The sequence below is a fragment of the Parasphingorhabdus sp. genome, from assembly GCF_036964565.1.
Taxonomy (GTDB): domain Bacteria; phylum Pseudomonadota; class Alphaproteobacteria; order Sphingomonadales; family Sphingomonadaceae; genus Parasphingorhabdus.
In genome coordinates, this window is the sequence record NZ_JBALTN010000001.1 from 157391 (window position 1) to 181433 (window position 24043).

22 protein-coding genes are annotated in these 24043 nt (G+C 60.7%); 10 read left to right on the top strand and 12 right to left on the bottom strand.

Going from position 1 to position 24043, the window contains the following annotated elements:
• Positions 1 to 5: 5 nt before the first annotated feature.
• Positions 6 to 1535, bottom strand: a complete 1530-nt coding sequence (locus tag V7650_RS00730) for a CpaF family protein (protein WP_335654324.1) — start codon at positions 1533 to 1535, stop codon at positions 6 to 8.
• A gap of 172 nt (positions 1536 to 1707) precedes the next feature.
• Here V7650_RS00730 and V7650_RS00735 point away from each other — a divergent pair, with 172 nt between their 5' ends.
• Complete coding sequence (locus V7650_RS00735) at positions 1708 to 2625, top strand: DMT family transporter (protein WP_335654325.1); 918 nt, start codon at positions 1708 to 1710, stop codon at positions 2623 to 2625.
• On the opposite strand, the gene V7650_RS00740 is transcribed toward V7650_RS00735, so the two are convergent.
• The 6 genes from V7650_RS00740 to V7650_RS00765 all read right to left on the bottom strand — a co-directional run bounded on the left by V7650_RS00740 (position 2622) and on the right by V7650_RS00765 (position 8883).
• On the bottom strand, positions 2622 to 3743 hold the full coding sequence (locus tag V7650_RS00740; RefSeq protein WP_335654326.1) for a glycosyltransferase: 1122 nt from the start codon (positions 3741 to 3743) through the stop codon (positions 2622 to 2624). The two genes, V7650_RS00735 and V7650_RS00740, sit on opposite strands and share 4 nt — an antisense overlap.
• 165 nt (positions 3744 to 3908) lie before the next feature.
• Positions 3909 to 4166 (bottom strand): ATP synthase F1 subunit epsilon, encoded by a 258-nt coding sequence (locus tag V7650_RS00745; RefSeq protein WP_335654327.1) that lies wholly within the window; start codon positions 4164 to 4166, stop codon positions 3909 to 3911.
• 188 nt (positions 4167 to 4354) lie between these two features.
• Positions 4355 to 5800 carry a F0F1 ATP synthase subunit beta gene (atpD, locus tag V7650_RS00750; RefSeq protein ID WP_335654328.1) on the bottom strand — a complete coding sequence of 482 codons (1446 nt, stop codon included), beginning with the start codon at positions 5798 to 5800 and terminating at the stop codon, positions 4355 to 4357.
• Between the two features lie 24 nt (positions 5801 to 5824).
• The gene (locus V7650_RS00755; RefSeq protein ID WP_335654329.1) at positions 5825 to 6700 is read right to left on the bottom strand and encodes a F0F1 ATP synthase subunit gamma; all 876 of its coding nucleotides are present in this window, start codon (positions 6698 to 6700) and stop codon (positions 5825 to 5827) included.
• Positions 6701 to 6786: 86 nt separating this feature from the next.
• Positions 6787 to 8316, bottom strand: a complete 1530-nt coding sequence (gene atpA, locus V7650_RS00760; protein WP_335654330.1) for a F0F1 ATP synthase subunit alpha — start codon at positions 8314 to 8316, stop codon at positions 6787 to 6789.
• 12 nt (positions 8317 to 8328) lie between these two features.
• Positions 8329 to 8883 (bottom strand): F0F1 ATP synthase subunit delta, encoded by a 555-nt coding sequence (locus V7650_RS00765; RefSeq protein ID WP_335654331.1) that lies wholly within the window; start codon positions 8881 to 8883, stop codon positions 8329 to 8331.
• A 286-nt stretch (positions 8884 to 9169) separates the two neighbouring features.
• On the opposite strand from V7650_RS00765, the gene V7650_RS00770 reads away from it, so the two are divergent.
• From V7650_RS00770 to V7650_RS00780, 3 genes are read left to right on the top strand one after another with little or no spacing between them, the layout of a single operon-like run.
• A complete protein-coding gene (locus V7650_RS00770) occupies positions 9170 to 9622 on the top strand; it encodes a DUF1203 domain-containing protein (RefSeq protein ID WP_335654332.1) in 453 nt (150 codons plus the stop codon).
• Positions 9619 to 10644 carry a bifunctional DNA-binding transcriptional regulator/O6-methylguanine-DNA methyltransferase Ada gene (gene ada / locus V7650_RS00775; RefSeq protein WP_335654333.1) on the top strand — a complete coding sequence of 342 codons (1026 nt, stop codon included), beginning with the start codon at positions 9619 to 9621 and terminating at the stop codon, positions 10642 to 10644. Before V7650_RS00770 ends, ada begins: the two co-directional genes overlap by 4 nt.
• A complete protein-coding gene (locus tag V7650_RS00780) occupies positions 10641 to 11399 on the top strand; it encodes an isocitrate lyase/PEP mutase family protein (RefSeq protein WP_335654334.1) in 759 nt (252 codons plus the stop codon). The genes ada and V7650_RS00780 overlap by 4 nt, the downstream gene beginning before the upstream one ends.
• On the opposite strand, the gene V7650_RS00785 is transcribed toward V7650_RS00780, so the two are convergent.
• Both V7650_RS00785 and V7650_RS00790 read right to left on the bottom strand, forming a co-directional pair.
• A complete protein-coding gene (locus V7650_RS00785) occupies positions 11393 to 12934 on the bottom strand; it encodes a S1C family serine protease (RefSeq protein ID WP_335654335.1) in 1542 nt (513 codons plus the stop codon). The genes V7650_RS00780 and V7650_RS00785 overlap by 7 nt on opposite strands.
• A gap of 103 nt (positions 12935 to 13037) precedes the next feature.
• Positions 13038 to 15203, bottom strand: coding sequence for a primosomal protein N' (locus tag V7650_RS00790; RefSeq protein ID WP_335654559.1), 2166 nt, complete (start codon positions 15201 to 15203; stop codon positions 13038 to 13040).
• 65 nt (positions 15204 to 15268) lie between these two features.
• Between V7650_RS00790 and V7650_RS00795 the strand changes: the two genes are divergently transcribed.
• The gene (locus V7650_RS00795; RefSeq protein WP_335654336.1) at positions 15269 to 15949 is read left to right on the top strand and encodes a DUF4197 domain-containing protein; all 681 of its coding nucleotides are present in this window, start codon (positions 15269 to 15271) and stop codon (positions 15947 to 15949) included.
• Between the two features lie 118 nt (positions 15950 to 16067).
• Positions 16068 to 16721, top strand: coding sequence for a fructose-6-phosphate aldolase (gene fsa / locus V7650_RS00800; protein ID WP_335654337.1), 654 nt, complete (start codon positions 16068 to 16070; stop codon positions 16719 to 16721).
• A gap of 134 nt (positions 16722 to 16855) precedes the next feature.
• On the opposite strand, the gene V7650_RS00805 is transcribed toward fsa, so the two are convergent.
• Positions 16856 to 18049, bottom strand: a complete 1194-nt coding sequence (locus tag V7650_RS00805; protein WP_335654338.1) for a penicillin-binding protein activator — start codon at positions 18047 to 18049, stop codon at positions 16856 to 16858.
• On the opposite strand from V7650_RS00805, the gene rsmI reads away from it, so the two are divergent.
• The 4 genes from rsmI (at position 18050) to V7650_RS00825 (ending at position 21377) form a co-directional block, all read left to right on the top strand.
• Positions 18050 to 18889: a 16S rRNA (cytidine(1402)-2'-O)-methyltransferase gene (gene rsmI / locus V7650_RS00810; protein ID WP_335654339.1), complete on the top strand. Its 840-nt coding sequence runs from the start codon at positions 18050 to 18052 to the stop codon at positions 18887 to 18889.
• Positions 18890 to 18989: 100 nt separating this feature from the next.
• Positions 18990 to 19343 (top strand): YraN family protein, encoded by a 354-nt coding sequence (locus tag V7650_RS00815; RefSeq protein WP_335654340.1) that lies wholly within the window; start codon positions 18990 to 18992, stop codon positions 19341 to 19343.
• Between the two features lie 441 nt (positions 19344 to 19784).
• Positions 19785 to 20741, top strand: a complete 957-nt coding sequence (gene gshB, locus V7650_RS00820; protein WP_335654341.1) for a glutathione synthase — start codon at positions 19785 to 19787, stop codon at positions 20739 to 20741.
• 33 nt (positions 20742 to 20774) lie between these two features.
• Positions 20775 to 21377 carry a DedA family protein gene (locus V7650_RS00825; RefSeq protein WP_335654342.1) on the top strand — a complete coding sequence of 201 codons (603 nt, stop codon included), beginning with the start codon at positions 20775 to 20777 and terminating at the stop codon, positions 21375 to 21377.
• A gap of 272 nt (positions 21378 to 21649) precedes the next feature.
• Here V7650_RS00825 and V7650_RS00830 read toward each other — a convergent pair whose 3' ends face one another.
• Positions 21650 to 22843 carry a GGDEF domain-containing protein gene (locus V7650_RS00830; RefSeq protein ID WP_335654343.1) on the bottom strand — a complete coding sequence of 398 codons (1194 nt, stop codon included), beginning with the start codon at positions 22841 to 22843 and terminating at the stop codon, positions 21650 to 21652.
• A 133-nt stretch (positions 22844 to 22976) separates the two neighbouring features.
• Positions 22977 to 23879: a tyrosine recombinase XerC gene (locus tag V7650_RS00835; protein ID WP_335654344.1), complete on the bottom strand. Its 903-nt coding sequence runs from the start codon at positions 23877 to 23879 to the stop codon at positions 22977 to 22979.
• Positions 23880 to 24043: the final 164 nt, after the last annotated feature.

Genomic DNA, 24043 nt, shown 5'->3' on the forward strand with positions numbered 1-24043 from the left:
GGTCGTCAGAGGCAGGCTTCCAGCAGTGGCTGGTCAAAGCCATATTGCCGCGCCTTTTCCAGCGTATAGGGGCGCAGGCCGGCCGAGACATATTCACCGATGATCTTGCCGTCGGCATCCTCGTCGAGATATTGATATTTGAACAGTTCCTGGGTGACGATCACATCGCCCTCCATCCCGATCACTTCGGTGATGTTGGTAGTGCGGCGCGAACCGTCGCGCAGACGCTTCACTTGGACGATCAGGTCGACCGATTCGGCGATCTGGCGGGAAATGGCTTCCTTCGGAATCTTGATGTCGCCCATCAGGATCATGTTTTCCATACGGCCGAGGCATTCGCGCGGGCTGTTGGCGTGAAGCGTACACATCGAGCCATCATGGCCGGTGTTCATGGCGGCGAGAAGGTCGAAACATTCCGCGCCACGAATTTCGCCGAGGATGATCCGGTCCGGCCGCATACGCAGGGCGTTCTTGACGAGGTCACCGATCGTGATCGCGCCTTCGCCCTCGAGGTTCGGCGGGCGCGTTTCCAGTGGCAGCCAGTGCGGCTGCTGGAGCCGCAATTCGGCGGCATCCTCGATCGTCAGCACGCGTTCGCCCGGATCAATCATCTTCGACATCGCGTTGAGCATGGTCGTCTTACCGGAGCCGGTACCGCCGGAGATCACCACGTTGAACCGGCAGGCGCCGGCAATCTTGAGCACGGTGCACATTTGATCCGACATCGAGCCGAAGCCCTTCATCAGGTCCAGCGTGATCGGCTTTTCGGAGAATTTACGAATCGATATCGCCGTGCCCTTCAGGCTGAGCGGCGGCACGATCACGTTGACACGAGACCCGTCCTTCAGACGGGCGTCGGCCAGCGGCGTGGTCTGGTCTACGCGGCGGCCGACCTGGTTGACGATCCGCTGGGCGATCTGGAACAGATGTTCCTCGTCGCGGAACTGGATCGGGGCAATTTCGAGCTTGCCCTTGATTTCGATGTAGGTCTGTTCCGGACCATTGACCATGATATCGGATATATCGGGGTTCTGCAGAAGCTCTTCCAGCGGGCCGAAGCCGAGCAGTTCGTCGACCAGCACTTTTTCGAGCGCAAATTGTTCGCGCCGGTTGAGCGTCAGTTTCAGCTCGGTCAGCACTTCCATGATGATCGGGCGGAATTCTTCGGTCAGCTCTTCCTTGTTCAGGGTCGCTGCGGCTTCCGGATCGACCCGCTCAAGCAGGCGCGGGAGCACCTGTTCCTTGATCTTGTGGACCGACGCACCAAAGCCTTCTTCCTTGTCGGAATCCTCTGCCAATGGTTGTGACCGCTCGGAAAGCCGGGCCATGGCATCGCTCTGGACGGGAACTTGCGCAGGCGGTATCTCATCGCCGGGAAGCGGCATGGACTCCAGCGGCGGAAACTGATTGCCCCCCATCCGGTCTTCGCGATTTTCGGTTTCAGAAATTTTCTTGCCACCGCCGGTCATTGGCTTGGCGACACCAAAGGATGGCTTGCCACCCCCCAGTCCATTTTTCTTGCCAAATGCGCTCATGCTATTCTGTCCGATATGTCTAAAGTCACACAGTCAGCGTCCTCTTTCCCTGAAAATGGTTAATAAACTTGTAAATTCCGCGGATTTGACATGAGCGAGTCCACAGGAATTTTTATGGCTTGTGCAGAGTGGGAAGGCCGTTAAGCCATGCCGATGAACAGAGAAGAAGATAATGGCAGCTGATCATTCGATGCGCCGAACAGCCGCTGGCGGCATAACCCTGGCGCTCGTCGCATTTGCCGGCTTTCCCGTGGGCGATGCGGTGATCAAGTCAATGGCGGGCGACTGGCCCGCTCCCGCGGTAGCGGCACTGCGTTTCTCCATCGGGGCGCTCGCATTGGCTGTCATTCTCTTCGTTCGGGAGGGCCGCAGCGGCTTTCGGGTCAACCGGCCCTGGCTCCACATGGCCCGGGGTTTCTGCCTGTTCGTTGGCACGATCAGCTTTTTTTCGGCCATATATATCATGCCGCTGGCCGACGCAGTGGCCATTTCGTTCGTCAACCCTATCCTGACTGCCCTGTTTTCCGGGTGGTTCCTGAAGGAGAATATGCCGCCGAAGACATGGGTGGCGACGATCCTCGCCTTTTGCGGGGTTCTGATCATGCTGCGGCCCAATGTGGCGGCCTTTGGCTGGGTTGCGATTTTGCCCCTGATTTCTGCCTTTGCCATGTCCGCGATGCTGATTCTGAATCGTATGGTCTCGACCCAGCGATCGATCTTCGCGGCGCAGTTTTATATTGCCTTCTGGGCGGCCATATTTCTGATTGTCGCGTCGCTGGTCGGCCACGTATTGGTGCCCGTGATGCGCGTTCCCGGCCCACCGGAGTGGGACGTCATCTTGCGCTGCCTGTTCGTTGCGATCACGGCAACCGGCTGCCATTTCCTTCTGTTCATGGCAACGATGCGAACAACCGCTGCTGCGATCGCTCCGATCGTCTACATCCAGCTGCTGATTGCGACCGCGATCAGCGTTTTTGCTTTTGGCGATCCGATTGACCGCACTGCCATGCTCGGCGGACTGCTGATAATCTTCAGTGGCTTGATGCTCTGGAGAAGCTCCCGGCGCGCCGATACGGTGCTGGAAGCCTAGACTCCGTCACACAGCTCCTCCATGAGCCGCAGATGCTGCGTGATGCTGTTATCGACAGTATAGGCAGCGGCGCATCGCCTCAGAGGTTCGATTGGCCCGGGCTCGTCTATTTCTTGGCCAATGGCCCGGGCGAGCGCTTCGGGATCATTGACCGCTACCGTGTTCCGTTGGATTTGGCCCATCAAATGCGTCAGACCTTCCGAACAGTCGGTCGCGACGACGGCGCAGCCCGTTGCCATTGCCTCTATCGGAACCGCAGGAAAACCCTCCCATTGCGAGGAAAGCACCAGAATATCAGACTCGGCAAAATAGCGCGTCGTATCGGAGACAAAGCCCTTGAACGTGATCCGCTCGGCAAGGCCCGCTGTCTCGATCTGACGCTTGGTTTCCTCGAGCAAGGGGCCATCGCCCAAGATCGTCATCGACCAGGCGCGGTCTGCGATGAGGGCGAGGGATGACACCAGTGTCTCATAGCCCTTCTGGGGCGCCACGCGGCCCACACAGAGCAGCCTTGGCGGCTGGCCAGTAGCGCGTGCGGACCGGCTCTCGCCGGCATCCAGCATGCCCGGCTCCACATAAGGGTTGGGTACGGCATGAAACTTGTCGGAAGAGTCCGGATAAATTCTGGAATAAATGTCGGCATCGATTTCGCTCAGGGTAAGGGTCATGTCGCCCAGACCGGCGGTCAGACCAAATCGCCATGTCCTGAAAAGCTTGTTCAACGAGGCCATGTTGGGCCGCAGGATGGGATTGGTTATTTTCTGGATGATCTTAGTGGTGTCTGCTCCCGACAATTTCCGCGCAATCGCCAATGAAAGGTTTGACTGGTTGCCAGCGGAAAAGATCGCCCTCGGTCGATGCTTGGCGATCATGCGAGCGAGCGCGGGAATCTGGAGAAACAACTGCAGGCCGCGACCGCCTGCATTTGGTGTCGGCACAACGCGAACCGTCACGGCGGGCGAGATTAGATGAGCGATATATCCGGTGGCCCGGGTCAACCACAATTCTGTCGGGATGCCGCGTCCTGCCATGCCGTTTGCAAGCAATATCGCCACGCGGTCGAGCCCGCCATTGCCTGGCTGATAAAGAAAATGAACGACGGGCCGCGGCTCCGTCATCGCGATTCTGGGAAGCGGAGGCACATCAAATCCGCGAAGCTTGTGGGCCGCTTTTTGGCCATCTGAGACTGCCTGCCGGTACGGTATTGTTTTCGTGAATTCGGGGCCGACTGAGCTGAATGCAAAGGCGTGAGGTGATCATGCACCTGCTCGCCCTTTGCCGGACTAGCTGACCGCTTCCGCCAGGACCGTCAGGCCCTTTTCATCGACCTGGGCAAAGCCGCCCTGCACGGATATGGTTTCCGGCGTCGCGCCTTCGCTGGCATAGACGAGTAGATCGGCGTCGCGGATCGTCGACATGACCGCCGCATGATCGGCAAGCACACCGAAGTCACCCTCGGTACCGGGCACGACCACCATGAAAACATCTTCCGAGCGGACGAGCTTTTCCGGGGTTACGAGTTCGAAATGTAGGTTCGCCATTTTCTTATCCTTTATCCCTCTCCCTTGAGAGAGAAGGTTGCGACGACGTGGCAGATGGCTGCCTCGTCATAGCTGGGTGAAGCTATCCTGCCGCTTGGTGCAGGCTGTACCCTCATCCAACTGCGGCCAGATGGCAAGCCAGCCGGCCTCTGTGTCCTTCTCCCCGCAGGGGAGAAGGCTTTGGTCCATCAGGCCGCTTCAGCCGCCATTTTCTTGCCCTTTTCGACCGCTTCCTCGATGCCGCCGACCATGTAGAAGGCATTTTCGGGAAGGTGATCATATTCGCCTTCGACAACCGCCTTGAACGACTTGATCGTGTCTTCCAGATCGACGAACTTGCCGGGGATGCCGGTGAAGACTTCAGCAACATGGAACGGCTGCGAAAGGAACTTCTGGATCTTGCGCGCACGCTGCACGACCAGCTTGTCCTCTTCCGACAGCTCGTCCATGCCGAGAATGGCGATGATGTCCTGCAGCGACTTGTATTTCTGCAGCGTTTCCTGGACCGCCCGCGCCGTGTCATAATGTTCCTGGCCGACAACGCGCGGTTCGAGAACGCGCGATGTGGAATCGAGCGGGTCAACAGCCGGGTAAATGCCAAGCTCCGAAATCGCACGGTTCAGAACGGTGGTCGCGTCAAGGTGGGCAAAGGAGGTTGCCGGGGCAGGGTCGGTCAAGTCATCGGCAGGAACATAGATCGCCTGAACCGACGTGATCGAACCCTTGTTGGTCGAGGTGATGCGTTCCTGCAGCGCGCCCATGTCGGTCGACAGGGTCGGCTGATAGCCCACGGCCGAAGGAATACGCCCAAGCAGCGCGGACACTTCCGAACCGGCCTGGGTAAAGCGGAAAATATTGTCGATGAAGAACAGCACGTCCTGGCCTTCGACGTCACGGAAATATTCCGCCTGGGTCAGGCCGGACAGAGCCACACGCGCACGCGCTCCTGGAGGTTCGTTCATCTGGCCGAAGACCAGTGCCACTTTCGAACCTTCCGACTTCGGATTGCCGTCGGCATCCTTGGCGATAACGCCAGCGTCGAGGAATTCGTGATAGAGATCGTTACCTTCACGGGTACGCTCACCCACACCGGCGAAGACGGAAGTACCGCCATGGCCTTTTGCGATATTGTTGATCAGTTCCTGGATCAGCACGGTCTTGCCCACGCCGGCGCCGCCGAACAGGCCGATCTTGCCGCCCTTTGCATAAGGCGCGAGCAGGTCGACGACCTTGATGCCGGTAACCAGAATTTCATTCTCGGTCGACTGGTCGACGAAAGCTGGCGCTTCGGCGTGAATGGGAGCGGTGGTTTTGTGACCGATCGGGCCGCGTTCGTCGATGGGCTCGCCGATCACGTTCATGATCCGGCCCAGTGTTTCCGGGCCAACCGGCATCATGATCTGCGCGCCGGTGTCGGTGACTTCCTGACCGCGAGTCAGGCCTTCGGTCGCGTCCATGGCGATCGTGCGAACCGTATTCTCGCCGAGATGCTGGGCAACCTCGAGAACCAGACGGTTGCCGTTGTTGTCCGTTTCCAGAGCCGAGAGAATTGCCGGGATCTCACCATCAAAGGTGACGTCGACGACAGCGCCGATGACCTGTGAAATGCGGCCTACATTTTTGGTTTTTGCCATTTTTCCGTTTCCTTGCGTACGTGCTTAGAGCGCTTCAGCGCCAGCGATGATTTCAATCAGTTCGGTGGTGATCGCGGCCTGGCGGCTGCGATTGTAAACGATGGTCAGGTTGTCGATCAGGTCGCCGGCATTGCGGGTTGCATTGTCCATGGCAGTCATCGACGCGCCCTGTTCCGATGCGTTATTTTCAAGCAACGCGCCGAATATCTGCGTTGTCAGATTGCGGGGCAGCAACTCGGCGAGAATTTCCTCCTCGTCGGGCTCATATTCCACGGCACCACCGGATTCGGCGACCGCGCCGTTTGCAATGGCAATCGGAATGATCTGCTGAACCGTCGGCTCCTGCACGAGCGCAGACCGGAATTTGCCGTAGAACAGATGGGCTACGTCATATTTGCCTTCGTCGATCAGCGCCGTCAGATCTTCCGAAATCGCCTTGGCTTCCTCGTATCCGGGCGCCTTGACGTTCGATGTGTCGAAATGCTTCAGGATCATGCCGGGATAGAAACGCTTGATGATCGGAATGCCCTTGCGGCCGACCATGTAAAACAGAACCTTGTGGCCCTCCGCGAGAAGCTTTTCAGCCTTGGCGCGCGCTTCCTTGACAATATTGGCATTGAACGCTCCGCACAGCCCGCGGTCCGAAGTGGCCACGACCAGCAGATGCGTTTCGAGCTTGCCGGTACCCGCCAGCAGTTTCGACGAATTTTCGTCGATCGAAACCTTGGAGGCAAGGCTGGTCATCACCTTTTCCATCTGCTCGGCATAGGGGCGAGCCGCCTCGGCCGCCATCTGCGCGCGACGCAGCTTGGCAGCGGCCACCATCTTCTTAGCCTTGGTGATCTTCTGGGTCGACTTGACCGACGCGATCCGATCTTTCAGTTCTTTAAGACTGGCCATAGCTAGTCACATACTCCAATCTTCGTCATCCCGAATATGTTTCGGGCTCTCGGGAGACGCTGAAACAGGTTCAGCATGACGAGTGTTTAGGCAAACGTCTTCCCAAATGCTGCCAGGGCCGCTTCCAGAGCTGCCTTGGTATCGTCGGACAGGTCACCGCTTTCGCGGATCGTCTTCAGAATGTCAGCGTGCTCGCTGCGCAAATGAGCCAGCATTGCTTCTTCATAGCGCACAACATCCGTAACAGCGACCGTATCGAGATGGCCATTGGTACCGGCATAGATAGAAGCCGTCTGCTCTTCGAACGGAAGAGGCGAGAACTGTGCCTGTTTCAGAAGCTGTGTCAGACGCTCACCACGCGCGAGCAATTTCTGCGTCGACGCATCAAGGTCGGAACCGAACTGCGCAAAAGCAGCCATTTCGCGATATTGCGCCAGATCGAGCTTGATCGAGCCGGACACCTTCTTCATCGCCTTCGTCTGTGCAGCCGAACCGACGCGCGAAACCGACAGGCCCACGTTGATCGCGGGACGGATGCCCTGGTTGAACAGGTCGGTTTCGAGGAAGATCTGGCCGTCGGTGATCGAGATCACGTTGGTCGGGATATAGGCGGAAACGTCACCGGCCTGGGTTTCGATGATCGGCAACGCGGTCAGCGAGCCGGAGCCATTGGCTTCGTTCATTTTCGCGGCGCGTTCGAGCAAGCGGCTGTGCAGATAGAAAACGTCACCGGGATAGGCTTCACGTCCTGGCGGACGACGCAGCAACAGCGACATCTGGCGATAGGCCACGGCCTGCTTGGACAGATCGTCATAAACGATACAGGCGTGCATGCCGTTGTCGCGGAAATATTCGCCCATCGTCACACCGGTATATGGCGCGAGATACTGCAGAGGCGCCGGCTCGGAAGCGGTTGCAGCAACCACGATCGAATATTCCATCGCGCCATTTTCTTCGAGGCTCTTGACGATCTGGGCAACCGTCGAGCGCTTCTGGCCGATGGCAACGTAGATGCAGTACAGCTTCTTGCTTTCATCATCGCCGGCGTTGATCGTTTTCTGGTTGATGAACGTATCGATGGCGACAGCGGTCTTGCCGGTCTGACGGTCACCGATGATCAATTCGCGCTGGCCGCGCCCAACCGGAACGAGCGCGTCGAGCGCCTTGAGGCCGGTCTGCACGGGTTCGTGCACCGATTTGCGCGGGATGATGCCCGGTGCCTTGACTTCCACCCGGCTGCGCTGGGTGGTGTTGATCGGGCCCTTGCCGTCGATCGGATTGCCGAGACCGTCAACGACGCGACCCAGCAATTCCTTGCCGATCGGAACGTCCACGATCGTGCCGGTCCGCTTGACGACGTCGCCTTCCTTGATTTCAGCGTCAGAGCCGAAGATCACGACGCCGACATTGTCGGCTTCGAGGTTCAGCGCCATGCCCTGAATTCCGTTGGAGAATTCGACCATTTCACCGGCCTGAACCTGGTCGAGACCGTGGATACGGGCGATACCGTCACCAACGGCCAGCACGGTTCCGACTTCCGAAACCTGGGCTTCATTGCCAAAATTGGCGATCTGGTCCTTGATGACCTTTGAAATTTCTGCGGCGCGAATATCCATGTGTATCTTCCTTTAGCCCTTCATGGCCTGCGATAGGGTGTTCAAACGGGTTTTAATCGAGCTGTCGATCATCTGGCTGCCAATCTTCACGACCAGCCCGCCCAGGATGGACGAATCGACGGCGGTGGAAACGCTGACATCGCTTCCCACACGTTTCTTGAGCTGCGCCTTGAGCGCGTTGATCTGCTTGTCATCCAGCGGATGCGCGGATGTGACTTCGGCCTTGATTTCGCCGCGATGGCTTGAGGCCAAGGTGGAGAATGCACGGATGACGGCCGGAAGCTGGCCGAGCCGGCGGTTGGCCGCGAGGACGCCCAGCATGTTGGTCGACAGGGGGTCGATACCAAGCGCCTTGGCTGTGGCGGCAATAGCCTTGCCAGCGTCTTCGCGCGACAGCACGGGGCTGTTGGTCAGCGCCCGGAGGTCGTCCGATTCGGCCATGGCGGCGCTCAGCGTGTCGATGCTGGCTTGCACTGCATCGATACTGTTATTTTCTTCTGCAAGAGCGAACAGTGCAGTGGCGTAACGCCCCGCTAAACTCGCCCTGATGCCGCTGGAATGATCCACGCGTTTGCTTCTCCCTGACCGTAAATCTGGTCTGAAAACCGATTATGAAATGGTCCGCTTAATGGCCGAAAATCCTGCGGTTCCGCCCACGGATGCGCGGCGTCTAGCAACCATTTTGCTGCGATGCAAGATGGCTTTGGGAATCATTTGAGAGAAACAGGAAAACACGGGATTTCGGGGTTTTTAGAGATTGTCGGGGGATAATTTGCTTTGACCGCAAGATACGGGAAGTAGACCCCGTGGTTCGCTGCCTATGGGACATCGCACCAACAGCAGGAGAAGAATCATGACCTATCAGATCACCGGCATCAGCCCCATTGAGGTGGGGAATTTCGCGAACGCGCCCGGCACCATTCGCGTCCGCGCCTCGAGCAAGCCGGGATTTCCCTGTCGCGTCACGCTGGAGGATGCCGAGCCCGGGGAGGAACTGCTCCTGTTCCACCATGTTTCTCATGCGGTGGATTCGCCCTATCGCAGCAGCTACGCCATATATGCGCGGCCGGGCGCGAAGGCCGCCGCTCAATATACCGACGCCATCCCGCCGATATTTGCAGGTCGCCCGCTCGGCATGCGCGCCTTTGGCGCCGACGCCATGCTGAAGACTGCGAAGCTGTGCCTGCCCGGCGAGGCGGACAGCATCATCCGGGAGTTGTTTGAGCTGGAGGAAGTTGCCTATATAGATGTACACAACGCAGCCCACGGATGTTTCGCAGCGCGGGTGGAAAGGTTTGAATCATGAACCGGCCTGAAGTGGACAGCAATCTGGCCTGGGCCGCGGTGCGTGCGCGGGACCGGTCGTTTGACGGCAAATTTTTCACCGGGGTACTGAGCACCGGGATCTATTGCCGTCCATCCTGCGCGGCTCGCCATCCCAGACGCGAAAATGTGCGCTTCTTTGTTACGGCCGAACAGGCGGAAGCCGCCGGCCTGCGCGCCTGTTTGCGCTGTCGCCCCAATGATGTGGCCCGCGACGAGGCTGCAGTCAAACTGGTGATCGACGCGGTCCGCACTGCCGAAACTGCGCCTAGGCTCGAGGAACTGGCCGATCTCACCGGCTATTCACCCGCTCATCTCCAGCGCATCTTCAAGCGCGAGACCGGTTTGTCGCCGGCCGCCTATGCAAGGGCCCTCCGGACCGAGCGGGTCAAGGACGCACTGGCCGGCGGCGCGTCGGTCACCGAAGCGATCTATGATGCGGGCTATGGATCGGCCTCGCGCTTTTACGAGGAGCGGAAAATGGGAATGAAGCCGAGCGTGTGGAAAAATGGCGGGGCAGGCGCGACGGTGCATTGGGCCAATGTCAAGACGACCCTCGGCCCGATGATGGTGGCTGCCACCGAGAAGGGCGTGTGCTGCCTGTCCTTCCATGAAGGAGAGCAGGAATTGCGCGAACGCTTCCCGAAGGCGGAGCTGAGCGAGGGCGGGAACGATTTCCAGAAACTGCTGGACCGGGTGGTCGCACAGGTCGAAGCGCCGGGCCGCCCGCACAATATCCCGCTCGATGTCCAGGGAACCGCCTTTCAGGAAGCGGTATGGCAGGAATTGCGCAGGATTCCGGAGGGCGAAACCCGCAGCTATGCAGATATTGCCGCGGCGATCGGCAAGCCCAGGGCGGTGCGCGCTGTTGGCAGCGCCAATGGCGCCAACAATGTCGCGGTGCTGATCCCCTGCCACCGGGTCGTGCGCAGCGACGGCACGATGGGCGGCTATGCCTATGGACTGGAGATCAAGCGCCGGTTGCTGGAAAAGGAAGAAACATGAAGGACAGGATCAAGGCTTTTGGCGATATCCACATCCCGGGCGATCCCCTGGTTCTGGTCAATATCTGGGACGCGGGCAGCGCCGCTGCGGTTGCGGCAGCCGGGGCCAGGGCCTTGGCGACGGGAAGCTATGGTGTCGCCGGCGCGCAGGGCATCGCCGACGGGGAGGCCTTCTCGCTGGACGACGCGATCATCAATCTCGAACATATCATCGCCGTCACCGACTTGCCGGTGAGTATCGATATGGAAGCCGGCTATGGTGATGATCCGGCAGCGGTTCGCCGATCGGTGCAACGTGCGGCCGACGCAGGCGCCAGCGGCATCAACATGGAAGACCGCATGCCGGGGGAAGACCGTTTGCTGGCTCCGGATATCTCTGCCGAACGCCTGGCGGCTGCCGCCTCCACCGGATTGTGGATCAACGCCCGCTGCGATGTCTTTCGCGGCCAGTCCGCAGCCAGCGATGGTGATGCCCTGGTGGAGCAGGTTCTGGAACGGGCGAAAATCTATGCGGACGCCGGGGCAGGGAGCCTGTTCGTTCCCTTCCTGGGCGATGCCCGCTGCATCGGCGCAATTTGTGATGGGTCGCCCTTGCCGGTCAATATCCTGCGCTCGCCCGACGGCCCCAGCCACGCGCAACTTGCCGCTCTCGGGGTCGCACGGATCAGCCATGGGCATCAGCCCTGGGCGGCGGCAATGGAATGGCTCAAGGGCCAGGCCGCAACCGTTTTCGCCGGCGGCGAACCGGATTATTGAGCCAGCTTCTTGCAGTCATATACCAGGCTCTCGTTCGCCTGGCCGGGCAGATCCGCCCTGATTGCCTTGACCATGTCCTCGATATCGGCAAGCGCCTTGACATCTGTTGTGCAGGCCTTGTTGCCGTACTGGCTGCGGATTGACCGCGCTCTGGTCATCGCCTCCAGTCCCATCAGATAGCGCTCTTCGGTAAACTCGGCGCTGTCCGGCTGGAAGCTGCTGATGGTGACCGTCTGCTCCTCGTTCGGGACGAATATTCGCGACCATTTGGCCCCGTCGCGGCCATATTGGGTGCGGCCGTTGACGCAGCCCCCGTCGCCCCATTCGAGCAGCAGTTCGTCCTGCTGCGATACGGTGATGCGGCTGCGTTCGGGATTGACCGTGCACTGATATTCGCCGGCGGTCGCCGCGCTCTGCTGTCGCGCGCTGCCCTCGTCTGCATCTTTCTGCATCGCCGCGGCGACCCGGTCATCGATCTCGCTGAAATCCGGCCGCGACAGGAAAATGATGACCGCGCCGATCAGCAGAATGCCTGCCGCGCCCGCCGCACCCAGAGCCGGGTTGCGCCTCTCCTTGAGGAACAGAACGGTCCCGCCGCCCGCTGCCAGCAGCGCCAGTGCCAGCATCAGCGCGGCCAGCGCAATCCGGTTCTCCCGCTCGGCGATAATCTCCTGGGAGATGCCGGTCCGCAATTTTGTCTCGGCACGGTCCCGCTTGGCCATCTCGGTGGCCTTTGCTTCGGCAACCTGGGCCCGGGCAGCGGCTTCCCGAAGCCGCTCCTGTTCGCTGATCTCCGCCGCCGAACGGCACAGTGTTGCCGTCACCCCGATGGTCACGCCGGACTTGCGCAGGAAATTCAGAATTTCCCGGGCCGAGACGGCAAAGCCAAATTCCGCATCATTGCCGTCGCTGATCGAACCGAAGCTGTTGGCCCCCAGAACTCGGCCACAATTGTCGATCAATGGCCCGCCGCTGTTGCCCGATGCGATGGGCGCCGTGTGGAGAAGCGTGTCGAATTGCTTGGTCGTGCGTCCGCCGGAAACGGTGCCCGTGGTCTTGACCGGTGACATCGGGTTGATCAGGTCGTCAAGCTCAAGCCCCTGGGCGCGATCCACCGAACCGGGATAGCCGATCGCGACGACATCGGCGCCGTCGTCAACAGAGCCGCCGAAAATGGTCATCGGCGGCAACCGACCGCCGTCTAGCACCTGAATCAGCGCCAGATCGTTGCTCGGCGAATAAGCGATTATGCGCCCGCCATAGCTGGCGCCGCCCTGGGACGGAATGATGCCGATGACGACCGATGCTTCCTCCCTCGCGATCTCGACCACGTGGGCGTTGGTCAGGATTTTGTCGGGCGCGACCACGAATCCGCTGCCATGGCCGACAAAGGCCACCTTGCTGCCGTCTTTCGCGGCCAGAACCACCCGCACCACCGATCGGCTCGCCGCGCTGATGTCGGCCGGGTCGGCCTGGGCGGGGCCCGCCAGAAGAGCGGTGGTGACCAGAAGCAGTAGCGCTATAATGCGGTTCATGGAGCGGCTTTCAAATCTGCGTGCGCCGCACTTGCTGCGGAGCCCTGTGAAGTAGGAGCGCTACTCAACCATCGGCTCCGCATCAAGTGTCGAGCACATTTGCCTAAACAAAACTATAGGGATCAATATCGACACCGACCCGGACCGCGCGGGGCCAATCGAGATTTTGCAGCCAGTCGCGCATGATGCTCTGCAGCTCGACCGATCGCAGCGCATGCACCAGCAGCCGGTGCCGGTGCCGTCCGCGCAACATTGCCAGCGGCGCTGGCGCCGGACCAAAAACCGAAAAGCCCTGGAGCTTGGGTGCGGTCTGGCCGATCAGCCGCGCCGTTTCCATCGCCTCCTGATTGTCTTCCGAAGAGACGATGATCGCTGCCCAGCGCGCGAACGGTGGTGCCAGCGCCTGCCGCCGCGCCTCGATCTCCGCAGCATAAAAGCCTTCCCGATCGTTGCGGATCAGCGCCTGGATCACCGGCGCTTCAGGCATGCGGGTCTGGACATAGACCCGGCCCGGCTTTTCCGCCCGCCCGGCGCGGCCGGCCACCTGGGCGATCTGCTGGAAGCTCCGCTCGGCGGCGCGCAGGTCGCCGCCTTCCAGCCCGATATCCGCATCAACCACCCCGACCAGCGTGAGGTTGGGAAAGTGATAGCCCTTGGTCACCAGTTGGGTGCCGACGACGATGTCGATTGCTCCGGCCTCCATCTGGTGGACAAAATCGGCTGCCTTTTGCGGCGACCAGATGGTGTCCGAGGTGACAATCGCCGTCCGGGCCTGGGGGAACAGCATCTTCACCTCGTCGCAGATTCGCTCGACCCCGGGGCCGCAGGCGACGAGACTGTCCTCGTCACCGCATTCCGGGCATTTCTCCGGGATCGGCATGACATGGCCGCAATGATGGCAGGCGAGGCGGCGGGTCAGCCGGTGCTCCACCATCCAGGCGGTGCAATTCGGACAGTCGATCCGGTGGCCGCAGGTCCGGCACAGCGTCAGCGGCGCAAAACCCCGCCGGTTGAGAAACAGGAGGGACTGTTCGCCGCGATCTAGATTTTCCTCCAGCGCGTTGACCAGCGTCGGTGCCAGCCAGTTGCCGCGGGGTGGTACGTCCTGCGTCAGATCCAGCGCCTCGATATCCGGCATTGTCGCTCCGCCAAATCTTGCCGGTAGCGCGACCAGTTCATAATTGCCCTGTTCGACCTGGTGCTGGCTCTCGATCGCCGGCGTTGCCGAGGCCAGTATCACCGGAATCTGCTCGTACAGTCCGCGCATGACCGCAACATCGCGGGCATGATAGCGCACGCCGTCCTCTTGCTTGAAGCTGGTCTCGTGTGCTTCGTCGACGATGATCAGGCCGAGATCGGCATAGGGCAGGAACAGGGCCGAGCGGGCGCCGACAATCACCTTGGCGCTGCCTTCCGCCAGTGCCCGCCAGTTTTTCTTGCGGTCCGACTGTTTCATGCCGCTGTGCCAGGCAAGCGGCTCGGCACCGAAGCGGGCCTGAAAGCGGTCGAGGAATGGCTCGGTCAGGGCGATCTCGGGTAACAGCACCAGCACCTGCTTGTCCTGCCGCAAGGCTTCGGCGATCGCCTCGAAATAGACTTCTGTCTTGCCCGATCCCGTCACGCCGTCGAGCAGAAAGGTCTTGTACCGGGATGCGGCAACCGCCGCTTTCAGGATCTTGCTTGCCTCCCTCTGGTCATCGCTGAGATCGACCGCGCCATAATCTGGCAAGGGAGCGTCGGATGCAGCAAAGGGGGAGACTTCTTCCCGGTCAAAGACTCCCAGCTTCTCCAAGCCCCGTATGACCGCGACGGATACACCGGCCCTGTCGGCCAGTTCGCTGATCGTCCCCTGAACGCCGGCCAGATTTTCAAGAGCCTGCCTGCGTTGCGGCGTCATCCGGTCCGGCGTCGTGGCATTCAGGCGATATTCGCTGATGGGTCGACTGTCCGCAAAGGCCGCCCCGCCAGATAACACCATGCGCAACACCGATGCCGGCGAGGCAAAATAATAGTCCGCCGTCCATTCGATCAGCCGCCGTAACGGCGCCCGCAGCGGCGGTACATCCCGCACCTCGAGCAGCGGCCGCAGTTTTTTCGGATCGATTTCCTCCACCGGGAAGCTCTCGGCTTCCCACACAACGCCCGGCAACTTGCGCGGACCCAGCGGCGCGATCACGATCGAACCCGGCTCGACCCGCATGCCATCCGGCACGCGGTAATCGAGCGGACCCACGGCGGCGTTAAGGAGAAGTACACGGGCGCGATTCATATTCATGCTATAGGCAGCTTATCATCATTCGTCATTGCTGCTTTGGCGAAAACAGGAGAGGCATAATGATCTATCATCGCAGGGCGGTTCTGGGACTGGGCGCCGCCGCAGGCTTGCTGGCCTTGCCGGGCTGCTCCACCCTGCCAGAACTGAGTCTGACCGAAGCCGTCAGACGCCTGCTGGCCGTCTCGTCGCAAAATGCCTTCGCGGAATTGCTCCAGCCCAACGGTTTTTTCGACAGCGAGATCGCCCGGATCACGGTGCCGGATTCGCTGGGCGGCTCGCGGGTGACCGGCATCGCCACCGCCCTGCTGCGATCAAGGCCGGTTCAGGATCGGTTGCTGAAGCAGGTCAACCGCGCGGCAGAGAAGGGTGCAGAACTGGCCGCTCCGCTCGTTGCGGAGGCAATTCGCAATATGAGCATCCGCGACGCATTGGCGATCATCAACAGCGGTCCGCGCACCGCTACCGCCCTGTTGCGGGGGCAGCTCGGCAACACCCTGGTCGAGCGGATGCTGCCCGGCATCGGCAATGGCCTCAGGCTGTTTGATAATGAGATCATCAATCTCGTACTCTCGCAAGTCACCAATATCGACTTTGCCACCATCAGCCGCGAGGTGACAGGCAGGGTCGATGACGCCATCTACCGTTCGATCGGCGCGCAGGAGGAAGCCATCCGCGCCAATCCGCGAGCCACCAACGATCCCGTGCTCATCGCTGTTCTCGGGGCTGGCAAGGCCTTTTGAGCTGCAGCCGCGAAAGCAAAAATCACACCGGCACAGCAATAAGTTGACGAAGCGCTGGCCATGCCGCCCCATATGGCGATAGAAAGCCTCAACTTTTCAAAATCTGGAATCGCACCTTATGAAATTCTTCGTAGACACCGCCGATACCGCAGAAATTGCTGACCTCGCCGCGACCGGGATGGTCGATGGTGTTACCACCAACCCGTCGCTGATCAAGAAATCGGGCCGGGATATCATGGAGGTTACGAAAGAAATCTGCGGCCTGACCGAGGGTCCGGTGTCCGCCGAAGTCGTCGCGCTCGATCATGAGACGATGATGAAGGAGGCGGAAGTGCTGCGCAAGATTGCCGACAATGTCTGCATCAAGGTGCCGCTTACCATTGACGGGCTGAAGACCTGCAAGGCGCTGACCGGCGAAGGCACGATGGTCAACGTGACCCTTTGCTTCTCGGCGAACCAGGCGTTGCTCGCGGCAAAGGCCGGTGCAAGTTTCATCTCCCCCTTCGTCGGACGGCATGATGACAACGGCCTCGACGGCATGACACTGATCGAGGATATTCGCCTGATCTACGACAATTATGCGTTCGACACCGAAATCCTGGTCGCTTCGATCCGCCATCCGATCCATGTGCTGGAATCGGCCCGCATCGGTGCCGATGTTGCGACCATGCCGCCCGCCGTCATCCGCAACCTGTTCAAGCATGTGCTGACCGACAAGGGGATCGAGGGTTTTCTGAAGGACTGGGCTGACACCGGCCAGAATATCGGCTGATCCGCGACGCATGAGCGTGAATTGCTTGCGTCACCGAGGATAAATTCGTCATCCTGAACTTGTTTCAGGACCTCCAAAGCCGGGGTGCCATCTCAAGGGATCCTGTGACATGTCCAGGATGAAGAATTGCTTCGTCAAAACCCCTTCGGTGCGGGATCAATCACTGCAAAGCTGCCATTCCGGATTTCCTGAACTTCCAGCACCCGCTCGGAAACGCCGTCTGCTTTGAAGCGGAAGACGCCATCGAGGCCGATGAACCCGCCCTTGTCGGTGAGCTGGCTGATCGGGAACGGGGTTCCCACTTTCCAGTCGCGCGCCACCTTGACCGTCAGCAGCACCGAGTCATAGCCGAGGCTGGAGAGCCGGAACGGGGCCTTGCCGTAGCGGGACCGGTATCGGTCCGCATATTGCTTGTACATGCTGTCGGAAACGCTGGCGAACCAGGCCCCGCGCATCGACGGCGCACCCGCCAGATTGCTGCTGGTGTTCCACAGGTCGGTACCCAATATCTTCGCCGTGGCACTCGCATTCTTGCGAATATAGGGCGCGGCCTTGATCGCCATGTCGCCGTTGTCGGCCAGCAGCACCGCTTCAAAATCGCCATTCTGGGCCAGCTTCTTGGTTGCGGCGTCGATCGACTGGGAGTCGCGGTTGAAGGTCTGGATCGCCACCATCGTGCCGCCCACGTCCTTGACGTGCCGGAGCATGGTCGAAGAAGCGCGCTGCCCGTAAACGCCGTTCGGCACCAGCGCGGCGAAACGCGTCATGCCTTTTGCCTTGGCATAATCGACGACGCGGCTGATCGACTGCGCCGGAATATGACCGAGAATGAAGACGTTGTTGCCGGCAACCCCGCTATCATTGGAAAAGCTCAGGATCGGCACGCCGGCCGGCTTGGCGACATTGGCGACGGACACAACATTGTCGCTGAGCAGCGGACCGATGATCAGCTTGTTGCCGTCGCGGATGGCGTTTTGCGCCGCTATCGTCACGCCCTTGGCGGTGTCATAGCTGGTCATCCGGATATTTGCAGCCTTGGTGTCGAGCAACGCCATTGTCGTGGCATTGGCCAGCGATTCGCCGATGCCGGCATTCTGGCCGGATAGCGGCACCAGAAGCGCGATGCGATGGTGCTTCTGGTCGTCGGGCAGTCCGGCGGTGACCGGTGGCGGCGCGGGCGTTTCGGTGCGGGGAGGTTCTGCCCCGCGCGGGACGACCGTGGCACAGCCGGCGAGGAAGACAACAGCCGATGCGCCCGCCCATTTCAAAATGCCGCGTCGTCCGCTTTGATCTTGTCCTTGATGTGTCTTGTCTGCCATGACCGTCATATGTCCACTCCTGCCCAATCCGGTCTCTATATCGTTGCCACCCCGATCGGCAACCTTGGAGATTTGTCGCGCCGTGCCGAGGAAACCCTCGCGGCGGCCGATATCATCCTTGTCGAAGACACAAGAGTAACCGGTAAGCTTTTGAATCACATCGGTAAAAAGTCGCGAATGATTGTCTACAACGACCACAAGTCGGCGGCCGACCGCGCATTCATTTTGGATGCCATTCGATGTAAAATTGTCGCACTGGTCAGCGATGCGGGAACGCCGCTGATCTCCGATCCGGGCTACAAGCTGGTCCGCGATGCCCAGGCCGCCGGCCTCTATGTTACCACGATTCCCGGCCCGAGCGCCGCGATCGCCGCGCTCACCCTGTCCGGCCTGCCGAGCGACCGGTTCCTGTTCGAAGGCTTCCTGCCCAGCAAGACCAAGGCGCGAACCGATGCGCTCGACGCATTGAAATCGCTGAACGCCAGCCTGATTTTCTATGAAAACGGCTCTCGGCTGGGTGCCATGCTGGCCGACGCGCTGGCGGTGTTCGGCGATCGCAAGGCCGCGGTCGTGCGCGAAATCACCAAGCGGTTCGAGGAAAGCGTGACCGGCGCGCTCGTTGAACTGGCCGACCGCTATGCGGCGGAAAAGCCCAAGGGCGAGATCGTCGTGATCATCGGTCCCCCGGGCGCGCCGGAAGCGGCCAGCGACCAGGATATCGAAGCGGCGCTGCGCGAGGCTCTGGTCCGGCTGCCGGCCTCGAAGGCGGCCGGCGAGGTGGCGCGCATATACAACACCGACCGCAAGGCGCTCTACGAAACGGCCAACCGCTGGAAGGCGGAAAAATGACCCCATGCGAACCGCACCCCGTTTCTCCTGAGCCTGTCGAAGGATCTGCAAGCGCGCAGGCTCATGGCTCGACAGTCTCAGCACGAATGGTGCCGGCAAAATGAACCGCCAGGATGCGGAAGCGCGGGGTCGCAAAGCCGAAAAGACGGCTGCCCGCTTCCTGCGCCTCAAGGGCTGGCGCATTCTCGCCGAACGGGTGCGGACCCCGCGCGGCGAGGTCGATCTGGTGGCCAGGCGCGGCAAGCTCGTCGCCTTTGTCGAGGTGAAGGCGCGAACGAAGCTGGAGGATCTGGAGCAGGCGATCGATCTCAACCGGCTCAGGCGCGTCGCCGATGCCGCGGAAATCCTCTATCCGCAATATTGTCCGAACGGCGAGGATATGCAGATTGACGTGATCCTGGTGGCCCCCCGGCGTTTGCCGGTCCATCTCACAAATGTGTGGCACGGGTTTTGACGCGCCCCGGAATGCACAGCGTTCCGAACCGTCAACCCCCGCGCAGGCAGGGGGCGTTCAGCTGTGCCGTTAGCCCTGAGCTTGTCGACCCGCAGGGCGAGCGAAGCTCAACGGCGCCTGTCGACGAGAAGCGTGGTTCGAGTGGCTCACCACTAGCGGCGAGAAAAAGACTCTCCCGTTCGTCTCGAGCGAAGTCGAGAGACGTGATGCGCCCAGCCAATGCGTTTCAACCACGCTCACCACCAACGGTCAGCCGCTCGAACTTTCCCTTTCACCCGCTAAAGCAAAACGGCCTTCGACAAGCTTGGGACGAACGGATAGGAAGGCGATCCCCACGTTCGTCTCGAGCAAAGTTGGGAGACGTGGTCCGCTCACTGGCAATGTGTCTCGACTACGCTCGACGCGAACGGTAAGCGGGTTCGAAAATATCGAGGAATAGCAATGAGCCTGAAAATCGCCGTACAGATGGACCCGATGGAGACCGTTAATATCGCTGGCGACAGCAGCTTCGCGTTGATGCTCTCCGCCGAGGAGCGTGGCCACGAGATATTCCATTATGACGTGAAGGGCCTGACCCTGCACGCCAATGGCCGGCTGACCACGCCGGCCCACCCGGTGACGGTGCGGCCGGTCGAGGGCGACCATTTCACCTTCGGCGATCCGGTGAAGCTTGATCTTGGCAGCGACGTCGATGTCGTGCTGATGCGGCAGGACCCGCCGTTCCACGTCGGCTATATCACCGCCACCCATCTCCTGGAACGCATTGAGGGTGAGACCCTCGTCGTCAACAACCCGGTCTCGGTCCGCAATGCCCCGGAAAAAGTCTATGTGCTCGACTATGCGCAGTTCATGCCGCCAACCCTGATCACCCGCGACCTCGACGAAGTGCGCGCCTTTCAGAAGGAGCATGGCGGCATCGTCGTCAAGCCGCTGCACGGCAATGGCGGCAAGGCGATCTTCCTGGTGCCGGAAGACGGCAGCAATCTCAGCGCCCTGTTCGAGGTGTTCAACCAGACATGGCCGGAACCGCATATGGTTCAGCCGTTCCTCCCCGAGGTGCACCAGGGTGACAAACGCATCGTGCTGGTCGACGGCGAGGTCGCCGGCGCGATCAACCGCAAGCCGGGCGAGGGCGAGTTCCGCTCCAATCTAGCGCAGGGCGGCTATGCCGAGGCCGCCGAGCTGACCGAGCGCGAAAAGGAAATCTGCGCTGCCATGGGCCCCGACCTGAAACGGCTCGGGCTGATCTTCGTCGGTATCGACGTGATCGGCGGCAAGTGGCTGACCGAGATCAACGTGACCTCGCCCACCGGCATCGTCGCGATCGACAAGTTCAACGGCACCGATACGCCGGCGATGATCTGGGACGCAATCGAGCGCAGGCTTGCGGTCCGCTAGTCCGGCCCCTTTTTTCATGACGGAGTCCGCGCCTTGAACAGCTGGATCACCGAACTGATCGAACAGGGCGGCTACTGGGCCATCGGCCTGCTGATGGCGCTGGAAAATGTCTTTCCGCCAATCCCTTCGGAATTGATCATGGGCCTGGGCGGCGTCGGTGTGGGCGAGGGCAGCTTCCATCCGGTGGCGCTGGTGCTGGTCGGCACGGTTGGATCACTGATCGGCAATTATTTCTGGTTCATGATCGGCCGCCGCTGGGACGAAGATGATCTGCGGGGCTTTGTCCGGCGCCACGGCCGCTGGCTGACGCTCGACATCGCCACCGTCAACCGGATCGACCGGATCTTTGACGACCATGGCGAATGGGTGGTTTTCTTCGCCCGCTTCATCCCCAATATCCGCACCCTGATTTCCATCCCGGCCGGCCTCTTCGGCATGTCGCACAAGCGTTTCATCCTCGCCACCAGCGCCGGCGCCACCGTCTGGAACAGCGCCCTGGTCTACGCCGGCTACCAGCTGCAGCAGAATATCGACGACATCGGAAAATATCTGGGTCCGGTATCGATCGGCGTGATCGGCGTGCTGGTCGCGGTCTATATCTGGCGGATCATTTTCTGGCGACCGAAGGGGAACTGAAGCCGGTTCGGCATTTCCGAACAGACTGTCAGGCGGAGCTTCTGGCGCGTTTCAATAGCAATCAGCGGGTGGCGACGAACAGCGCGACAAGGACGCGCGCTCGTGCCGGTGAAGCGCGGACAAGCAGGAAGGTCAGGGAGCATTTTTCCGGCCTTTGGATGAAGCATCAAAAGACATGCGGCCGGGCATATTGACCCAAAAAGACAAGGCCGTTGGATGTTCAACCAGGCACGGCCTGAATGCCATTTAGACCGTTGCCTGGGCGCTCTCCGTCATGACGAGGCCATCTCCACCCGGTTTCGGCCGGCGATTTTGGCCTGATACATGGCGCGGTCGGCCTTGGCGATGCCGGACGCGAGGTCCTGGCTGGGACTCCACACGGCAACCCCGAAGGAGCCGGTGACATTCAAGCCCTCCGGCCAGAGCGGATGTCTCAAGTTCGCCAGCCGTGCCCGCAGACGCTCGGAAACCGCCGCTGCCGCGTCGATCGGGCACCCGGTCAGGGCGATGATGAATTCCTCGCCGCCCCAGCGGGCGGTCGCCTCGTCGAAACGCGCGGAGAGATCACTTGGCCGAGTGATGCTCTTTACGAGTTCGGCCGTCGCAACCAGCACCGCATCGCCCGTTTCATGTCCGAAACTGTCGTTTATCTGCTTGAAATGATCCAGGTCGATCAGGATGAAGGAAATGTCCGTGTCCGGATCCAGCGCGCGATGCTCGGCCAGTTTCAACTGGAAGGCGCGGCGGTTGAGCAACCCGGTCAGGCTGTCATGTTTTGCCAGATATTCCGACTGTTTCAGCGCTTCTTCCAGATGGAAGGCAAGATATTCCTTTTCCAGTTCGTTCAGCAGCGCCGCGCGGGCCTGTTTGGATTGGAGATCGGTCATCCAAAGCAGCGATGGTGGCAGCAACAGCGTTGCGATCAGGGGCAGCGGGCCGAGAATTTCGTAGAAATAGATTGTCTGCGGCAACAGGGTCGCGATGAAGCCGACGATCACGCCGATGCTCAATATGCGGACAGACGCGTTAATCATCGCCGAAATGGTGATCGTAACGATCAGCGTCAGACAGACGAACAGCGGACCGAGCCCCTGACCAAGCACGGCGGTGACAGGCAGCATCATGAGCCCCCAGACCGCCCCCGACAATGTCTCCAGCGCAACATATGCGGCAAACAGAATTCGGGTAGAATCGCCGGCCGCCAGTTTGCCGCGCAAGGCGTTGTTTATGATGGAGACGATCGCCTGCAGGCAGAACTGGACTGCGATGAGCGTCCACATGAGCATTTCCGTGCCAATCCCGATCACGGCAAAGCCCATCAGCGCTGCGGCGACGAGCAGTGGTATCTGGGCGGTGATCCCGCCGGCCAGCAGGCGGCCAAGCAGGATGGTCTGGATCTTGCCCGAATCAATCTCGCCGGCTTGCAGGGGCTTGGCATTGGCCCTGATCGTTTCTGGGGCGGTCATTTCCATGATGGGCTCGAATTTGGAGAAATTGATACACACATTAAACGGCAGCAACGGCCTATCTTAAACAGGAAAAGTTAAGCCGCTGTTGACGGGCGAGCGAAAAAATCGATTGTCGTCAGATTTTGCCGATCTACCCCGCTCGCGGATGCGCATCCTGATAGACGTCGAGCAAATGCGCCGCATCCACCGCGGTATAGACCTGCGTCGAACTCAGGCTCGCGTGGCCCAGCAACTCCTGCAGACTCCGCAAGTCCGCTCCGCCCGCCAGCAGATGCGTGGCAAAGCTGTGGCGCAGGGCATGCGGCGTGGTCGTGTCGGCGATGCCGAGCTTGCTCCGCGCCTGCTGCACCACCCGCCGGATCAGGTTGGGCGATAGTGGTCCGCCGCGCTTGCCGCGGAAGATCGGTTCCCCGGCTTCCATGACATGGGGGCAGAGATCGAGATAATGTTCGATTGCATCCCGAACCTTGGGCAGCAGCGGCACGACCCGCGTCTTGTTGCGCTTGCCGGTTACCCGCAGCGTGTCGGCCAGGGGCAGGGTGTCTCCGGTCAGATCGAGCGCCTCGCTGATCCTGAGGCCCGAGCCATAGAGCAGCAGCAGCACCGCCCAGTCGCGGGCGCCGATCCAGTCCTCCGCAGCCTGGTCCTGCACATCGCCGGCCAGCGCCATGATATCGTCGGGGGAAGCCGGCCGCGGTACACCGCGTCTGACCTTCGGCCCCTTGATCTTCGGAATCTGCGCCTCGTCGCCGCCGACAAATTTCAGAAACGCCCTGAGCGCCGACAATTCCCGTGCGGCGCTGTTGTTGGTCAGCCCGTCTCCGCGCCGATAGGCGAGATAGGAGCGGACATCCGCCTGGTTGAGCGCCGCCAAATTCCTCGCATCCACGCCATCCCCCATATGGTCGGCCAGAAAGCCGCAGAAGCGCTCCGCCGTCGTGACATAGGCCCGCACCGTATGCTGCGACCGCCGCCTGTCATCGCGCAAATGGGCCGAGAAGGCGTCGATCAGGGTTTGAGCGGTATCGGCCATAATATCCGTTCGTGCTGTGCGTGCCTGTCCTCGCGAAAGCGGGGATCGAAGCATGGCGTCTGCCCACCCTTCGACAGGCTCAGGGTGGACGAAAACTGTCTAGCAGACCCGGAATCAAAGTCCAAACATCCTCTCCCCCAAGGGCAGCGGACGAACGCGCCGTG

Bases quoted from the DNA above. Each gene is read 5' to 3' on its own strand.
- V7650_RS00730 (WP_335654324.1), bottom strand. From the start codon at position 1,535: ATGAGCGCATTTGGCAAGAAAAATGGACTGGGGGGTGGCAAGCCATCC.
- V7650_RS00735 (WP_335654325.1), top strand. From the start codon at position 1,708: ATGGCAGCTGATCATTCGATGCGCCGAACAGCCGCTGGCGGCATAACC.
- V7650_RS00740 (WP_335654326.1), bottom strand. From the start codon at position 3,743: ATGACGGAGCCGCGGCCCGTCGTTCATTTTCTTTATCAGCCAGGCAAT.
- V7650_RS00745 (WP_335654327.1), bottom strand. From the start codon at position 4,166: ATGGCGAACCTACATTTCGAACTCGTAACCCCGGAAAAGCTCGTCCGC.
- atpD (WP_335654328.1), bottom strand. From the start codon at position 5,800: ATGGCAAAAACCAAAAATGTAGGCCGCATTTCACAGGTCATCGGCGCT.
- V7650_RS00755 (WP_335654329.1), bottom strand. From the start codon at position 6,700: ATGGCCAGTCTTAAAGAACTGAAAGATCGGATCGCGTCGGTCAAGTCG.
- atpA (WP_335654330.1), bottom strand. From the start codon at position 8,316: ATGGATATTCGCGCCGCAGAAATTTCAAAGGTCATCAAGGACCAGATC.
- V7650_RS00770 (WP_335654332.1), top strand. From the start codon at position 9,170: ATGACCTATCAGATCACCGGCATCAGCCCCATTGAGGTGGGGAATTTC.
- ada (WP_335654333.1), top strand. From the start codon at position 9,619: ATGAACCGGCCTGAAGTGGACAGCAATCTGGCCTGGGCCGCGGTGCGT.
- V7650_RS00780 (WP_335654334.1), top strand. From the start codon at position 10,641: ATGAAGGACAGGATCAAGGCTTTTGGCGATATCCACATCCCGGGCGAT.
- V7650_RS00785 (WP_335654335.1), bottom strand. From the start codon at position 12,934: ATGAACCGCATTATAGCGCTACTGCTTCTGGTCACCACCGCTCTTCTG.
- V7650_RS00790 (WP_335654559.1), bottom strand. From the start codon at position 15,203: ATGAATCGCGCCCGTGTACTTCTCCTTAACGCCGCCGTGGGTCCGCTC.
- V7650_RS00795 (WP_335654336.1), top strand. From the start codon at position 15,269: ATGATCTATCATCGCAGGGCGGTTCTGGGACTGGGCGCCGCCGCAGGC.
- fsa (WP_335654337.1), top strand. From the start codon at position 16,068: ATGAAATTCTTCGTAGACACCGCCGATACCGCAGAAATTGCTGACCTC.
- V7650_RS00805 (WP_335654338.1), bottom strand. From the start codon at position 18,049: ATGACGGTCATGGCAGACAAGACACATCAAGGACAAGATCAAAGCGGA.
- rsmI (WP_335654339.1), top strand. From the start codon at position 18,050: ATGTCCACTCCTGCCCAATCCGGTCTCTATATCGTTGCCACCCCGATC.
- V7650_RS00815 (WP_335654340.1), top strand. From the start codon at position 18,990: ATGAACCGCCAGGATGCGGAAGCGCGGGGTCGCAAAGCCGAAAAGACG.
- gshB (WP_335654341.1), top strand. From the start codon at position 19,785: ATGAGCCTGAAAATCGCCGTACAGATGGACCCGATGGAGACCGTTAAT.
- V7650_RS00830 (WP_335654343.1), bottom strand. From the start codon at position 22,843: ATGACCGCCCCAGAAACGATCAGGGCCAATGCCAAGCCCCTGCAAGCC.
- V7650_RS00835 (WP_335654344.1), bottom strand. From the start codon at position 23,879: ATGGCCGATACCGCTCAAACCCTGATCGACGCCTTCTCGGCCCATTTG.